We start from the raw sequence: 14,513 nt of genomic DNA, 5'->3' as shown, positions 1-14,513 counted from the left end.
ACACCATGTCTGAACTCACCCTGAACCCCAACGCCGCGCGCAGTTCGGTACCCGCATCGGCCGCAGCAGACCACACCCCCGCTGCCGTAAGCGATGCTGCGCTCGCGCAGGAATCAGTCGCCGCGCAGGCGGCCATCAAGCGCCGCAAGGCCGTCATCATCGGCCTGCGCCTCTTGGTGCTGGTGCTGGTCCTCGGCGGCTGGGAAGTCTCGGCCCGTATGCAGTGGATCGACCCCTTCTTCTACTCGATGCCTTCGATGATCTGGAACCAGATTGTCGAATGGATGCGCGATGGCACATCGCAAGGCCCGCTGTGGCAGCAGGTGCTGGTCACCTTGGAAGAAACGGTCATCGGCTTTCTGATCGGCTCGATTGCCGGTGTGATCTGCGGCATTGTGCTGGGCCGCAACAAGCTGCTGTCCGATGTGTTCTCCCTCTACATCCAGATCGCCAACTCCATCCCCCGCGTGGTGCTGGGCTCGGTGTTCGTGATTGCGCTGGGCCTGGGCATGGCGTCCAAGGTGGCGCTGGCCGTCGTGATGGTCTTCTTTGTGGTGTTTGCCAATGCCTTCCAGGGCGTGCGTGAAGCCGACAAGTACATGATCGCCAATGCGCAGATTCTGGGTGCATCGCCGCGCCAGGTCACCCTGTCGGTGGTCATCCCATCGGCTATGTCCTGGATTCTGGCCAGCCTGCATGTGAGCTTTGGTTTTGCGCTGGTCGGCGCCGTGGTGGGCGAGTTCCTTGGCGCCAAGGAAGGCATCGGCCTGCTGATCTCCACCGCGCAGGGCGCGTTCAACGCCAGTGGCGTGTTCGCCGCAATGATCGTGCTGGCGGTGGTGGCCCTGGGCGCCGACTTCTTGCTGACCCGCCTGGAAAAACGCCTGCTCAAATGGCGCCCTGCTGCCTTCTGATGCCCTGACCTTTGATCCATACGCAAGCGAGCCCCGTGCCCGCTTGCCTGTCTCCTCGCCGGTGGACCAAGCGCTCTCTCGCTTACCGGCCTTCAGCCAGCTCCGCCAACCGAGCTGGCATTTTTTTGTCTGGGCGTGGATTCGTCAGCTTGCCTCAAACCTGCGCCATCCCCCCATCGACAAACAGCTCGGTGCCGGCGATGAACTTGGCCTGTGGCGAAGACAGGAACAGCACCGCATCCGCGATTTCATCGACTTCGCCGACGCGGCCGATCGGCACCTGGCTGGCCATATAGTCCAGCAGGCCTTGTTGCTGCGCGGCATCGTTGCCAGCCAGCTCGACCAGGCCAGGGGTGCGGATGGGGCCGGGGCTGACGACATTGACGCGGATGCCGCGCTCCTTCAGATCCAGGGTCCAGCTGCGGGCGAGATTGCGCACGGCGGCCTTGGAGGCGCTGTAGATGCTGAAGGCGGCGGTGCCGGTGGAGCCGACGACCGAGCCGGTCAGCACGACGGAGGCGCCATCGCGCAGCAGCGGCAAAGCCTTTTGCACGGTAAACACGAGGCCCTTCACATTCGTGCCAAAGGTGGCATCAAAGTGCTCCTCGGTGATGGCGCCCAGGGGCAGCATCGAGCCACCGCCGGCATTGGCGTAGAGCACATCGATTTGCGCATGGCTTTGCTGCACGGCGTCGTAGAGGCGGTCAATGTCGGCCAGTTGGGACATGTCGGCCCGCACACCGGTGGCGCGGGGGCCAATCGCCTGGACGGCCTTGTCCAGCTCTTGCTGGCGGCGGCCGGTGACAAACACATAGGCGCCTTCGCTGGCAAATTTCTTGGCGGTGGCCAGGCCAATACCGCTGGTGCCACCGGTGACTACGACGACCTTGTTGTCAAACTTGCGTTCCATTTTTCCTACTCATTGAGGTGTGCGCCGAACCGTTCGTCGCAGTGATGTAATGATGCAGGTGGAACAAAGTTTTCGGTAGACGGGTAAAGTGGATATCATTGTTCCAATATTGAGACAAAGCGGGGATAAGGCCCATGCGAGATATCAACGACTACGCGCTGTTTGCCGAGGTGGTGCTGCACAGCGGCTTTGCCGCAGCAGGCCGCGCGCTGGGCATGCCCAAGTCCACCTTGAGCCGGCGCATTGCGGCGTTGGAGTCGCGCTTGGGTGTGCGGCTGATCGAGCGCTCCACCCGGCGCTTTCGGGTGACCGAGGTGGGCCAGGCGTTTTACGAGCGCTGCCGCACCATCGTGCTTGATGTGCAGCAGGCCGATGCCGTCGTGTCCGATGCGCTGGGCGAACCCCATGGTGTCGTGCGCTGCAGCTGTCCCTTGGGGCTGATGGAAATCCTCTCGCCCACCCTGACCGATTTTTTGCAGACCTACCCCAAGGCACAGCTGCAGATGGTGGCCGCCGATCGGCCCGTCAACCTGATCGATGAGCGCATCGATGTGGCCATCCGCGTGCGCACCAGCTTGACGACCGATGCCGCCCTGGTGATGCGCACCCTGGGCCATTCAAGCCGCATTCTGGTGGCTGCGCCCAGCCTGGCCCAGCAGTGCAAAAAGGGCGATCTGCAGCTGCTGGCTGAGCTGCCCACCTTGGCCAGCACCGAGCAGACCGGCACCATCAGCTGGGAGTTCTGGGATGGCGATGGCCAGCCCAGTGCCATCAGCCACACGCCCCGCATGACTTGCGCCGATTTTGGCGCGCTGCGCTCAGCGGCCTTGGCCGGTTTGGGTATTGCGCTGTTGCCCGAGCACTTTTGCAGCAAGGAGCTCGAGCGCGGCAGCCTCGTCCATGTGTTTCCGCAATGGCGCACGGAGACCGGCATTGTGCATATCGTGTTCACCACCAGACGGGGCTTGCCGCCGGTGGTGCGGGCGTTTATCGAGCATTTGGCGGGGCGCTTCAAAGGCGAACTGGCCGATACCGCGACGGCCAACTAGCGGCGCTGCTGCGGCCCAGCCTTTCAGCGCTTTTGTGCAGAAGGCGCAAACTCCCCCAGCCGCGCGCGCAGCTGCTCAGCCAAATGCTCAACCAGCGTCGACACCCGCGCCGTGCCATGGTGCTTGCTCGGGTAGACCAGTGACAGCGGGCGAGGCGCGGGTGCGTGGCCTGGCAGGATGCGGACCAGCTCGCCGCGCGCAATCGCATCCATCACCTGGTAGTGCAGAAAACGGCCAAAGCCCTGGCCGGCGATGCAGCCGGCGATATTGCCGCCAACGGTATTGCAGCGCATGCGGCCCTTTATCTTGACGCGCTCGGGCCGGCCCTTGCTGACAAACTCCCAGAGGTTGGCATCGCCCACACCGCCAAACTCGATGCAGGGCAGCGCAGCCAGATCTTGCGGCTGCTGGGGCATGCCGCAGGCGGCGACCAGGGCGGGGCTGGCGGCGATCACCTGGTGGATGTCCACAACATGGCGCGCCACCAGGCTGGAATCGGGCAGCGGCGCAATGCGCACGGCCAGGTCCAGGCCTTCTTCCACCAGATTGACCACGCGGTCCAGCAGCAAGAGCTGCACCTCCACCTGCGGGTAGCGCTGCAGGTAGCTGGCCACCAGCGGGGCCACATGCAGCTCGCCAAATTTGACGGATGCCGTCAGGCTGATGCTGCCCGAGGGCTCGGCCTGCGCCCGGCTCATCGCCTGTTCTGAATCGGCAACTGCAGCGCGGATGGCCAGCGCATGCACGCGGTAGGCCCGGCCCTCATCGGTGATGGCCTGGCGCCGCGTGTTGCGGTTGAAAAGGCGCACGCCCAGGTGCTTCTCCAGCGCAGCCAGCGTGCGCACCACACTGGGCAGGGACAGCTCCAGCGCCTCGGCGGCACGGGTCAGGCTGCCTTGCTCGGCAATTGCCAGAAAGACATCAATGGCGTGGAGGCGGTCCATGGTGGGGGTAATTGCTGCAAAAAATGGAAGAATCAAATCAATTCTCTGGCATTTATCACGTTTGAGTAAATAGATAAATTTGCTTCCGAGACGGCAACTCCAGTTTTGTCACACGCCGTCCTCGAAAGGACTATTTATGAAAACCGTCATCGTTGTTTTTTCCGATCCCCAATCCGGCACGCAAGAAGCGCTGGGCCGTGTCGTGAACGCGCTGTTCCTGGCCTATGAGCTCAAGGAAAAGAACCGGGACTTTGACCTGGTGTTCCAAGGCACGGGCGTGCGCTGGCCTGCCGAGCTGGTCAAGCCAGAACACCCCGGCCATGCACTGTATGAAGCGGTGCTGGACCACATCGTTGCCTGCGGCGGCTGCGCCGATGTGTTTGGTGCGGGCGCAGGCCTGGCACCTACCGGTATCGAACTGGTGCGCGACAAGACCATCCCTGGCACCACGGGCGTGCTGGATCTGTCGCGCCACCTGGATGCAGGCCACACCTTGGTGACTTTTTAAGCCGCTTGACTGACAGCTGTTGCGACCCCGCCGCCACCAAGGAGCCCCTATGGACGACCACATCTTTCACCCTGGCGAACGCCTGGTGCAGGAGCGCACGGGCGAGCGCGGCACCGCGCTCATCAACAGCCGCAGCATCAGCCCCGGCATTCCGGCGGCAGCGCGCAACTTTGTCGGCCAGCAGCGCTGGTGCGTGCTGGGTGCTGCCGATGCGGCAGGCGCCATGTGGGCTTGCATGCTGAGTGGCGAGCCCGGCTTTGTGCAGGCCAGCGATGACCTGCGCAGCCTGCATGTGGCCAGCAGCGACCCGCAGGGCGTGCTGGCAAGCATGGCCCCGATAGCAGATCTGCAGCCCGCGCAATCCATAGCCGTGCTGCTGATCGAGCTGCAGACCCGCAGGCGCCTGCGCATCAATGGCCATGTCAGTCAGGTAACAGCGCAGGCATTGGCGCAGGCACTGGCGGTGGCGGTGGGCCAGGCCTTTCCGGTCTGCCCCCGCTATATCCAAAAGCGCGAGCTGCTGCCGCTGGAGGCAGAAGCGGCAGCCGAGCACCGCACCAGTACCGCTGTCACCTCGGGCACGCTGCTGGACGAGGCCACCTCGGCCTGGATCGCGGGCGCCGACACCTTGTTCATCGCCAGCCTGGGCCCCAGCGGCGAGGCCGATGTATCGCACCGGGGAGGCCGGCCCGGCTTTGTGCAACAACAGGGCCGGGTGCTGCGCATCCCCGATTTCAACGGCAACAGCATGTTCAACACCTTGGGCAATCTGGAGCTGGAGTCGCGCTGCGGCCTGGTCTTTCCAGATTTTGAAGGCGCGCGCCAGTTGCAGCTGACCGGCCATGCGCGCGCCCATTTTGGGGTCGATGCCGACATCGATCAGACAGGAGGAACCGGGCGCTGGATCGAGTTCCAGGTGGACAGCTGGCGCAGCACGCCGCTGAACCTGCCCCAGCGCTGGCGCCTGCTGGAAGCCTCGCCCTACAACCCTTGAGAATGCCCATGGAACCGCTGACAAGCATGGATTTGGTGGTCGCTGACAAGCAGGCCATCGCCACCGACATCGTGCGTCTGGTGCTGCGCCACGCCGCAGGCCAGATGCTGCCCGGCGCGGAACCCGGCGCGCATATCGCCCTGGATCTGGACGGCCGCGTGCGGCGCTACTCCTTGCTGCACACCGGCCCGGCACTGGACCACTACAGCATCGCCGTGCTGCGCACCGCGCAGAGCCAGGGCGGATCGCAGTTCATCCACGACCAGCTGGCCGTAGGGGACCCGGTGCGTGTGCTGGAGCTGGCCCATGAATTCGCGCTGCAGCCCGATGCACCGTACACGCTTTTGATCGGCGGCGGCATCGGCATCACGCCGTTGCTCAGCATGGCCGAGCATCTGCAGCAAGCAGGGCAGCGCTTTGCCTTGCACCAGATCGTGCACGACGCCACCCGGCAGTATCCGCTGGCACCCGGCCTGCCTGGCCAGACCCATATCGGCCGCAGCAGCCTGGACCTGCCCGGCTTGCTGGCCGCGCAAGTGCCCGGCAGCCAGGTCTATGTCTGCGGTCCTGCCGGTTTGGTGGGCGCCGTGCGCGCCGCTGCAGCGCAACTGGGCTGGGCGCCCGAGCGCATCCACAGCGAGAGCTTTGGTGCGGCTGCCGATGCCAGCGACGGTCCATTGCGGGTCACGCTGGTGCAGTCGGGCCAGCGCATCGATGTGGCGCCCGGCCAATCGCTGCTCGATGCCTTGCTGGCCGCAGGTGCCTGGACGGGCTATGAGTGCCGGCGCGGTGTCTGCGGCGCTTGTTTGACCGAGGTGGTCAGTGGCACCCCCATCCACCGCGACAGCATTGCGCCTGCCTTGCGCGGCCATGCGATGTGTACCTGTGTCTCCTGGGCAGAGGGGCCGGAGTTGGCGTTGAATCTCTAAGCACCTTCGGCAAAACTGCCTGCCGTGGTCTGAACACGGGCTCGGGAGATCCGCGTTCATTCCATGGGGCAAGGATTCTGCAGCGTATCCCTGGTGCAGCATGCGCAGGGGGCATCCATATTCTCTGCAAACTTGCTGGCGGTATTAATGCAGGCTAGGCCGATCAATGGCGCGCTGGTTCGGAGCGACCAATCGCCGGCACGGTTGTGATGGCGGTCACTTTGCGTGCGGAATTTTTAGTTGCTCGCCTATACTGATTCGATAATCAAATAGGAGAGAGAGTGCGCCTTCCCATCCGTATTCAAGCCTTACGCACGGCAGTGCTTGCAGCAGGCCTTGCTTTTTCCTATGTCTCCAGCTGGGCTGCGCGCGATTTCACGCCGCAAGCGGGTACCTGGATCATTAGTGAAGAGCTCGATGGCAAACCAGGGCGCGGCCTTGCCATTGATGTGCAGGGCAATACCCTTTTCATGCAGGTCTTTGGCTATGAGAAAAATGGTGATGCCACTTTCTACATGGCCACTGGCCAGATGGATGGCAATACCATCACTGCGCCGCTGAACCGCTACAGCGGTGGGCGCAGTTTTGGCAGTGCCGCAAGGGATGCCGTGGAGGATGGATCGCCCGGCAATGTCACTGTCAGCTTTGCCAATGGCCTGCAAGGCACGGTGCAGTTTCCCGGCGAGGAGGAGGTCGCCATACAGCGCTTTCATATGCAAAGTGCTGAATTTAAAGACCGCTATTGGGTCAAGAGACGGTCCCGCAAATTCATCGTTTCGGCGGTAGATGCCGATCGCCAGATGGCGTTTTTTGCGAATATGTCCCTGAGTGCTTCTGCCACCCCTGGTCGTGGAATGCTGATGACCTTGCGCGACATACCCGGTGATTTGCGGCAGCGAATGGATTGCGAGCGGCTGGACGGTCGGGATGTATACACCTGCAAACCCATCGATGGTGGACTCCCCACGGAGCAGGCAAATATACAGTCGCTGCGTCTGCATATTGCGGGCATCGATGTCTACGGCACGGTTGATATTCTGAGCAACGGCGTCAGTCAACAACTGCCGCTTCAGGGCATCACGGTGGCTGGTGGCGGAGAGGTGTCCATCACTGGCTGCGGCTCCTTTATCGACGCATATGTTGGCTATCCGCGCAACTGCAACCCGGTGACCAGCCCCAGCAGCGGAACCTGGGTGGTAGAGGAGGAGCTGCTTGGTAAACCGGGGCGGGGTTTTGCCATCGATGTGCAAAACGGTATGGTGCTGGCCCAGGTATTCAATTACCTGCCTGATGGTGCACCGACCTTCCATATGGGAAGCGGTCTGTACCAAGGCATCAATGCCAGTTTTCCGCTCAACCGATACGCCGGCGGCCGCGCTTTGGGCGGACCGGCAGCGAGCGGACATTTGGTGGATTCCGCAGGTGATCTGTCGATTCGCTTTTCTGAGAATGCGATACGACAAGGCTACGATGACAACCGGTTGGCGGGCATTGCCTCCATCCCCGGTGAGGCGCCCAAGCGCATTGTGCGCATGTCGCTGGAGCCGGATGCTGCAAGCTTGCAAGGCCTGCTGGGCCAGTGGTGGATCGGCTTCTACGGTCAAGGCCTTCCGGCATTCAAGCTGGTGAAACTGACGACCTTGGAGGGTGACTACCTGACCAGCGAAGACGGGCAGGTCGTGTGCAACCGTATCGACGCCGAGTTTCCGTCGCTGAGGTGCCTGTGGACTCGCGATGGGTGGCTGATGACCGGCTATTTGAGTAGCGAACCCAACAATCGCTTTGGTGGACAGCTCCAAGTCAAGGATCGCCACGGCCATGGAATGGGCTTGGGGAATGTTCCCTTGGATTGACACAAGCCAGCGCTGGCATTTGGCAAGCGCTGGCCTCTGCTTTGCCGTTTAAAAAGACAAGTTAGCGGCTAGCAGTTCAAATCATTGAAGCGCTTGCGTGCCTTGTACAGATCGACCTCGGCCTGGGCCAGGTCATGGGCTGCTGCTGCTTGCACAGACTTATTGAGCGCTGGCAGGCGGTTGTCCAGCCTTGCGCACTCCAGCTTGTCGGCGGGGCTGAGCTTGAAACGGCGCTGGTGCACCCGGTACTCATCGGCGTTCATCCCTGTCAGGGGCTGGATGGCTTCTGCAAAGGCAGCATTGTGTTCGGCACGCTGCACGTCCTGGCCTTTGCGGCTCTTGCCCGTCATCTTGTCCATGCCCTGGGTGGGAGTGGCGTCGATTTCCTGGGCACCTACACAGGGCGCATCCGAGTAGCTCACGCGGCCGGCCGTTTCGCAGCGGTAGACCGGCTTTTGCGCAAAGGCAGGCGCGGCGCAGCAGACCAGGGCCAGCAACAGCAGCGACTGCGTTAATTGGCAACGGCTTGCATGGCGAGGGGCGGACAACAAGCGCATGGAAAAACCTTCAAGCAGCCATCACGCCGCCGCAAGCGTGCCCCGGCAACCCGGGAAGGTCGAGCAGCCCCAAAAGGACTTGCCGGCATGGGCGCCCTGGCATGCGGTGCGCAGCTCCATCGCGGCGCTGCAGCGCGGGCAGCTGGGTTGGGCAGGGGCAGGGCTGGCTGCAACGGGGGCGGCAGCCGAGGCCGTCGCAACGTTGGTGCGCGCGGTTGATGCAGCCGAGGTGCCGCTGGCTTGCGTAGCCTTGGGGCCATTCACCAGCGATTGCCGCGCCCGCTGCACCATCGCCAACAGCTGGGGGCCATCGACCAAGGTGATATTGCGACCCCGTGCAAAGGCCTGGGCGTCGTTGCTGAAGCGGCCGGAGGTGACCACAAAGCCGCCCGTCGCGCCCCTGGCGGCCATCACGCCATAGAGTTCACGCACAGTGGCAACGCCCACACGCTGGGCCTTCCACTGCTTGCACTGCACGAGGAATTTTTCGCCGCCCTTGAGCAGCACCAGGTCCACGCCGCCATCGGGCCCGTTGCCGCCCAGCTCGATGATGCGAAAGCCCTGCAGCCGGTAGGCCTCGCCCACCAGAAGTTCAAACTCGCGCCAGCTGATGTCGCCCAGCACAGCCACATCCTGCGCCTGCACCACGCCTTTGACGAGGGCCTGGCGCTGCTTTCGGCGCCAGGCCGACATGGCAGCGGCCACCAAGCACATCAAGGGCAGCAGGTATTGGCCGATGGACGCCAGCCCAAAGATGAGCCCCTTCTGGACCACGGCTGCCATCATGTCGGCGGGGCGGCCTGCCAGGTCAGCCGTTGGCGGCACGACCGCCAGCCGGTGCAGGAACACATAGCTCGCTCCCGCCAGTGCCACACAGATCCACCAGGGGAGCAGCGCCAAGAGGTCCAGCATGTCTTCCAATCCACTGCTTTTCTTGCGTCTTGCCATGGTCTCCCCCTGTCCTGGTTTGCTGATGGATGCCTGTCTTTGTGCGGCTGGCTGATGGCGGCGCAGTGCTGCTGGAAGCGCCACGCACAGACCGTTTGCTGCTTTGTATTACAAAATCTATCTGCGTGATCTTACGCTTTGCTGACGGGCGTATTGGGGGCATCACCAGAGCGACAGGGGCGTTGCTGGGGTGTGCATGGCTGGCCACCACAGCCGCAGGTTCTGCAGCCACCGCTGCTTGTCTTGCGGCCACCGCTGCTTGTTTTGCAGCCCGCTGCAGCCGGATTTTGCCACCGCGAAAATTTTCCCCACTATTTTTCGCTTCAGGTGATCACTTTTTGGATCTCGTTCGGTGTACAGGGCAATGGCGCTATGCAGTGCCGCTCTTTTCTTTCCAGATCACCAGGACGACGAACCATGACTCTCTCTTCCCATCGCCGCAGCCGGCACCGCGAGCGCTTTGCCCTGGCTTTGCTGCATGGCGCCATCCGTGCCACCTTGGTTGGCGGCAGTGCCGCAGGCCTGGCGCTGGCAGCACCTTGGGCCCTGGCGGCAGAGCCGGCCGCCGGCGCCAAAAGCTATGCGATTGCAGCGGGCCCGCTGTCGGATGTGCTGGCGCAGTACGCGGCAACGGCAGGAGTGCAGCTGGTGTTTGAGCAGTCCACCTTGGCGGGGCTGCGCAGCGGTGGCTTGCAAGGCAGCTATGGCGAGGCGGAGGGCTTTGCCCAGCTGCTGCGCGGCAGCGGCTTTGAGGTGGTCAAGCAAGGGGGCGCCACCTATGTGCTGCGCAAGCTGCCGGCGGCCAACCCTGCGGCAGCGGGCAGTGCGGCTGGGGCATCGGACATGACCTTGAACACGGTCACCGTGACGGCCGCGGTCCAGCGCAGTGGCACCACCGAGGGCAGTGGCAGCTATGCGGCGGCGCATTCGAGCACCAGCTCCAAGCTGAACCTGAGCCAGCGCGAAACACCGCAGACCTTGACGGTCATCACCCGCCAGCAGATGGACGACGCCGGCATGACCTCGGTCGATGATGCGCTGCGCGCAGTGAGTGGCGTGTTTGCGGTCGATGGCGGCAGCATTGGCGCCAACTACTACAGCCGGGGCTTTAGCATGCAGGCCCAGGTCGATGGCATGGCCACGCCTTCGGGCATCGACAGCGGCAACCGCTCGCCCAAGTTCGACAGCGCCTTTGTCGACCGGGTCGAGGTGCTGCAAGGCGCGGCCGGCCTGATGGCCGGTGCTGGCAGCCCGGGCGGCACGGTCAACATGGTGCTCAAGCGCCCGACCGACACTTTCCAGGCCCAGGGCGAGGTGCAGCTGGGCTCCTGGAAAGAGCGGCGCCTGGTGGGCGATGTGTCGGGCCCGCTGATCGACTCGGGCGTGATCCGGGGCCGCCTGGTGGCCGTGGCCGATAACAGCGAGTCGTTTACCGACTATGTCTACCGCGACCGCTATGCGGGCTACGGCATTGTCGAGGCCGACCTGGGCCCCACGACCACCTTGAGCGCCAGCGTGCAGCTGCAAAAGGACACGAGCCGGGGCCATTTTGGCGTGCCGCTGGCGGCCGATGGCAGCGATGCCGGGCTGCCCCGCTCGTCCTTCTGGGGCGATGCCGACCACCGCTCGGTGCGCGACTACAACATCTACACCGTGGGCCTGGCCCAGCAGCTGGCCGGCGCCTGGAGCCTGAAGGCCAACTACGCCTGGCAAAAGACCAACAACGATATCGAGAACTTCAGCAGTCTCTCGGGCAACCTGAACCCTGTGACCGGCGATGGCCTCTTCATCGGCAGCCGCCAGCGCAACTACACCTCGGTGATGCACGCCAATGTGGTCGATGTCTATGCGACGGGGCCGTTTGATTTTCTGGGCCGCCGCCATGAGCTGACCTTGGGCGTCAACGGCACCAGCTACCGTGATGAGAATGCCGGCACCGGCTACTCGTCCACCACCCCAATCAATGTCTACACCTTTGATCCCGAAGGCCTGGGCCCCATCCCCGATGGCCTGCGCGCATCGACCAGCAAGACCAAGACCAGCAATATGGGTGTCTATGGCGTCGCGCGCTGGAGCCTGACCGACGCGCTCAAGCTGATCACCGGCACCCGCATCAGCAACTACGAGCGCAAGAACAGCTTGACCGGTGTTGTGGCGCCCAAGGAGAAGGGCGTGGTCACGCCCTATGCGGGGCTGGTGTATGACATCAACGCCCAGTACTCGGCCTATGCCAGCTACTCGGACATCTTCAACCCCCAGACCAACCGCAGCCAGGATGGCAATGTGCTCGACCCGGTGGTGGGCGCCAACTACGAAGTGGGTATCAAGGGCGAGCTGCTGAACAAGCGCCTCAATGTCTCGGCCGCCGTGTTCCGCCTGGCGCAGTCCAACCTGGCGGTGCTCGATTCCTCCGTGCCCAACAACCCCAGCAATGTCTGCGGCGGCGCCTGCTACACGGCAGCGGGCAAGGTCGTCAGCCAGGGCTTTGACCTGGGCGTAAACGGCCAGGTGAGCCGCGAGCTGAACCTGGCTGCGGGCTACACCTATACCAGTGCCGAGTATGTGGCCGGCCCGCAAAAGGACCAGCGCTTCCGCACCGAGCAGCCGCGCCACAGCATGCGCCTGGCCGCCAACTACCAGCTGCCGGGCACGCAGTGGTCGCTGGGTGGCAATGTGGCTGCCACCAACAAGGCCTATAAAAACGGCGGCTCGGGTGCCAATGCCTGGACCATCGAGCAGGGCGCGCTGGTGCTGGTGGGCCTGAACGCCAAATACCGTATTACCCCCAAGACCCAGCTGAACCTGGTCGTCAGCAACCTGACCGACCGCAGCTACCGCCACCTGTATGGCCGCGAGTACGCGCCGTTTGGCGAGCCGCGCAAGTTCAGTGCTAACCTGCGCCATGATTTCTAAGCCACCCATGCGCTTGTCCACCCTCTACCCAAGCGCCTGCGCGGCGCTGCTGGCCGGCTTGCTGGCCACGGCACCGCAGGCGGGGGCCCAAACCGCCCCGCAGGGCGCTGCAGACGATGCACCTGCTACGGCCACGCCCAGCACCGCAGCCACCCCCGCCAGCCCCTATGTGATGCCGGCCACCCAGGTCTGGGACATGGCATCGGACGGTGGCGAGATCTACCGCATCTTTGTCTCCGCACCCGACAAGGGCGAGCCCCCCAAGGGCGGATACCCGGTGCTCTATGTGCTCGATGGCAATGCCTACTTTGGCTCCTTCGCGCAGGCGCGCTGGGTGCAGGACTACCTGCCCGTGGGCAAGGCGATCATTGTGGGCGTCGGCTACCCGGGTGACAAGCCCTGGGATGTGCGCCGCATGGCCGACTACACGGCCCAGCTGCGCGAGCCGCAGTCGCCCGAGGTGCGGGCCTTTGCCAAGTACAAGAGCGGTGCGCGCGCGCCGTTTCTGGATTTTCTGACCGGCAAGCTGCGCGGCGAGATCGCCCAGCGCTACCCCGTCAACCTGGAGCGCCAGTCGCTGTTTGGCCATTCCTTTGGCGGGCTGTTTGCGCTTTACGCGCTGTACGAGCGCCCCCAGGCCTTTGAGGCGATTGTGGCCGCCAGCCCCTCGATGGAGTGGAACGGCCAGCATATTCTGGAGGAGGAGCGCGTGTTCCGCGACAAGGTGCAGGCCGGCAAGGTGGGCGCCACCAGCCGCCTGATGGTAGTCGTGGGCGACCGCGACGCCGATGGCGATCCGGAATCGGCCCGCATGCTGGCCGAGCGGCTGGAAGCGCTCTCCGGCTGGGGCCTGCGCGTGCGGCTGCAGCGCTACCCGAATGAGGTGCATGCCAGCGTGCCGGCGCAGGCGGCCAATGACACGCTGCGCTTTGCGTTTACGCTGCGCTAGGTACGCTCTGCCAAAGCTGTGCCTAATGGGATGGGCGCGGATCGGGATGAGACGCAAGGCGTCTTTTGCAGTCCATAGCAAGCTATGGACAAGAAAGACAACACAGCGGATCGCCCGAGACCGCGTTCAGACCCCTTGGTGAATTGGCATGCCTGGCGTGGCCATGCTGGTCGTCAAAATGCGGCCATAGGTCGAATCGGTGACAAACAGCTGCTTTCGCTCTGCGCCGCCAAAGGCCAGGTTGGTGGTGGAGCTGCCCTTGATGCCGCACAGCACCTGCACCGGCTCGGCCAGGTGGTTCAGCACCCAGACATAGCCCAAGCCCGGGTTGGCCACCAGCACATGGCCCTGGGCATCGACAGCCAGGCCATCGGGGCCGCTGGGCCCGTACGAGGTGAAGAACTGGCTCACCTTGGCGACGCTGCCATCGGGCAGCAGGGGCACGCGCCAGACGCAGTTGCCACGCGTCACTGCCAAATACAGCACGCGGCCATCGGGTGACAGCGCCACGCCATTGGGGCTGGGCACATTGCTGAGCAGCAGATCAAGCTGGCCATGGGGCCGCAGGCGGTAGAGGCGCCCGCTCGGGTCATGCAGGCCGCTTTGGCCCTGGTCGGTAAAGTACAGGTTGCCTTCCGCATCAAAAATCAGGTCGTTCACGCCCTTGAAGCTCTCGCTGTTGCGGCGCTCCAGGTAAGGGCTTACCGCGCCGCTGGCCGTATCCAGCTGCATCAGGCCGTTCTTGTAGTCGGTGACCAAGAGCTTGCCGGGGGCCAGAAACTTCAGGCCATTGGGCTCGCCGTCGTACTCTGCGACCAGGCTCCACTGGCCCTGCGCATCAATGCGGAAAATGCGGCCCCAGGGGATATCGCTGACATAGAGGTTACCGGCCTCGTCAAACACCGGGCCTTCCAAAAACGAATCTGTTATCGCGCCGCCCCGGTTGGCATCAGCCCAGGCGCTGCGCTCACGGCGGCGAAAGGACTCGGGCATGGCGCTGAAGGTGTCCAGGGTGCGGACTTCAGGGGATTGCAGCAAAAACATG

The 14,513-nt window shown here is 63.8% G+C and carries 13 protein-coding genes; 8 read left to right on the top strand and 5 right to left on the bottom strand.

Annotation, left to right across the window (positions count from 1 at the left end; all coding sequences use genetic code 11):
- The first annotated feature begins 5 nt into the window (after nucleotides 1-5).
- The gene (locus tag DCO45_RS02340) at nucleotides 6-914 is read left to right on the top strand and encodes an ABC transporter permease (protein WP_116924306.1); all 909 of its coding nucleotides are present in this window, start codon (nucleotides 6-8) and stop codon (nucleotides 912-914) included.
- A 154-nt stretch (nucleotides 915-1,068) separates the two neighbouring features.
- Here DCO45_RS02340 and DCO45_RS02335 read toward each other — a convergent pair whose 3' ends face one another.
- A complete protein-coding gene (locus tag DCO45_RS02335; RefSeq protein ID WP_021026374.1) occupies nucleotides 1,069-1,824 on the bottom strand; it encodes an SDR family oxidoreductase in 756 nt (251 codons plus the stop codon).
- Between the two features lie 134 nt (nucleotides 1,825-1,958).
- Between DCO45_RS02335 and DCO45_RS02330 the strand changes: the two genes are divergently transcribed.
- Nucleotides 1,959-2,873 (top strand): LysR family transcriptional regulator, encoded by a 915-nt coding sequence (locus DCO45_RS02330; protein WP_116924305.1) that lies wholly within the window; start codon nucleotides 1,959-1,961, stop codon nucleotides 2,871-2,873.
- Between the two features lie 23 nt (nucleotides 2,874-2,896).
- On the opposite strand, the gene DCO45_RS02325 is transcribed toward DCO45_RS02330, so the two are convergent.
- Complete coding sequence (locus DCO45_RS02325; RefSeq protein ID WP_116924304.1) at nucleotides 2,897-3,817, bottom strand: LysR family transcriptional regulator; 921 nt, start codon at nucleotides 3,815-3,817, stop codon at nucleotides 2,897-2,899.
- Between the two features lie 136 nt (nucleotides 3,818-3,953).
- Between DCO45_RS02325 and DCO45_RS02320 the strand changes: the two genes are divergently transcribed.
- From DCO45_RS02320 to DCO45_RS02305, 4 genes are all read left to right on the top strand, one after another.
- A complete protein-coding gene (locus tag DCO45_RS02320; protein ID WP_116924303.1) occupies nucleotides 3,954-4,325 on the top strand; it encodes a DsrE family protein in 372 nt (123 codons plus the stop codon).
- 49 nt (nucleotides 4,326-4,374) lie between these two features.
- Nucleotides 4,375-5,319: a pyridoxamine 5'-phosphate oxidase family protein gene (locus tag DCO45_RS02315; RefSeq protein ID WP_116924302.1), complete on the top strand. Its 945-nt coding sequence runs from the start codon at nucleotides 4,375-4,377 to the stop codon at nucleotides 5,317-5,319.
- Nucleotides 5,320-5,327: 8 nt separating this feature from the next.
- Nucleotides 5,328-6,248, top strand: coding sequence for a PDR/VanB family oxidoreductase (locus tag DCO45_RS02310; protein ID WP_133248003.1), 921 nt, complete (start codon nucleotides 5,328-5,330; stop codon nucleotides 6,246-6,248).
- A gap of 281 nt (nucleotides 6,249-6,529) precedes the next feature.
- On the top strand, nucleotides 6,530-8,101 hold the full coding sequence (locus tag DCO45_RS02305; RefSeq protein WP_133248001.1) for a hypothetical protein: 1,572 nt from the start codon (nucleotides 6,530-6,532) through the stop codon (nucleotides 8,099-8,101).
- A 68-nt stretch (nucleotides 8,102-8,169) separates the two neighbouring features.
- On the opposite strand, the gene DCO45_RS02300 is transcribed toward DCO45_RS02305, so the two are convergent.
- Both DCO45_RS02300 and DCO45_RS02295 read right to left on the bottom strand, forming a co-directional pair.
- Nucleotides 8,170-8,658 carry a DUF4124 domain-containing protein gene (locus tag DCO45_RS02300; protein WP_116924299.1) on the bottom strand — a complete coding sequence of 163 codons (489 nt, stop codon included), beginning with the start codon at nucleotides 8,656-8,658 and terminating at the stop codon, nucleotides 8,170-8,172.
- A 21-nt stretch (nucleotides 8,659-8,679) separates the two neighbouring features.
- Nucleotides 8,680-9,606: a restriction endonuclease gene (locus tag DCO45_RS02295; RefSeq protein WP_116924298.1), complete on the bottom strand. Its 927-nt coding sequence runs from the start codon at nucleotides 9,604-9,606 to the stop codon at nucleotides 8,680-8,682.
- 417 nt (nucleotides 9,607-10,023) lie between these two features.
- On the opposite strand from DCO45_RS02295, the gene DCO45_RS02290 reads away from it, so the two are divergent.
- Both DCO45_RS02290 and DCO45_RS02285 read left to right on the top strand, forming a co-directional pair.
- Entirely contained in the window at nucleotides 10,024-12,519 is a 2,496-nt protein-coding gene (locus DCO45_RS02290) for a TonB-dependent receptor (protein WP_165841100.1), read from the top strand.
- Between the two features lie 7 nt (nucleotides 12,520-12,526).
- On the top strand, nucleotides 12,527-13,468 hold the full coding sequence (locus tag DCO45_RS02285; protein WP_165841099.1) for an alpha/beta hydrolase-fold protein: 942 nt from the start codon (nucleotides 12,527-12,529) through the stop codon (nucleotides 13,466-13,468).
- Between the two features lie 126 nt (nucleotides 13,469-13,594).
- On the opposite strand, the gene DCO45_RS02280 is transcribed toward DCO45_RS02285, so the two are convergent.
- Nucleotides 13,595-14,512, bottom strand: coding sequence for an SMP-30/gluconolactonase/LRE family protein (locus DCO45_RS02280; RefSeq protein WP_116924295.1), 918 nt, complete (start codon nucleotides 14,510-14,512; stop codon nucleotides 13,595-13,597).
- Between the last annotated feature and the right edge of the window lies 1 nt (nucleotide 14,513).

Origin of the sequence: Comamonas sp. JNW, assembly GCF_003105075.1 — a bacterium.
GTDB classification, from domain to species: Bacteria; Pseudomonadota; Gammaproteobacteria; order Burkholderiales; family Burkholderiaceae_C; genus Comamonas; species Comamonas squillarum.
This window is presented reverse-complemented; position numbering and strand designations above follow the sequence as displayed.